The sequence below is a fragment of the Dellaglioa sp. CoH-57-MRSF-21 genome, assembly GCF_056781915.1.
This window is the reverse complement of sequence record NZ_JBXAXU010000033.1, coordinates 1-623: the sequence shown is the minus strand read 5'-3', so window position 1 is coordinate 623 and position 623 is coordinate 1. Positions and strand designations below refer to the sequence as shown.

The 623-nt window shown below is 55.7% G+C and carries 1 protein-coding gene; it reads right to left on the bottom strand.

Annotation, left to right across the window (positions count from 1 at the left end; all coding sequences use genetic code 11):
* Positions 1-182: 182 nt before the first annotated feature.
* The gene (locus tag AC1RPQ_RS07750) at positions 183-500 is read right to left on the bottom strand and encodes a hypothetical protein (RefSeq protein ID WP_481762222.1); all 318 of its coding nucleotides are present in this window, start codon (positions 498-500) and stop codon (positions 183-185) included.
* Between the last annotated feature and the right edge of the window lie 123 nt (positions 501-623).

The following is a 623-nucleotide window of genomic DNA, read 5'->3' as shown; positions in this document are numbered from 1 at the left end:
TTTCAGTGATAGCGGCGCGCAGGCTTTCTTTGTTGAACTTGCCAGTATAGGCAATAACGACCTTAGCCAGCTTGGGCGTCAGGAGGGTGTAATCGGTGATCGAAACGGTTTGCATATTGCTTCCCTTGTTGTGAAAGTAGGGTGGTGAGTTGTGAACGTCTGGGCACTTGCCCCACGTACAATTAAATTGTCTCTGGTGGACGGGACTGCTCTGCGGCTTTACGTGACATCTCGACGATTGCCGCGTCCCACGCTTCTTCCGGAATATCACCGTTAGCCGCGTAATCGGCCAATGCTTCAAGCAGCGAGACCATTGCGTGTTCCGCGCTTTGGCGTCCTGCACCCTTGTCCGTCAATCCATCGCCCTGTGCTCCGGGTATATCGATGTCGAACAGGCGCAGAGCTGCGTGCGTCGGCGTCTTTTCACCGTCTGCTGTTTGCTGTAGCTCACGTTCGAGCAGCGCACGCCATTCATCTGCGGGCAGCGGACCCACTCGCATTTGAAATAGCCAGCTCCAGATTCACCGGGCTCAAGCCCAGACAGCGCGGCATGTGCGATACCACACAAGCGATCGGCACCTAGGAATTGAAGAGCTGTGAACAGAAGGGCACCAGCAGATCCC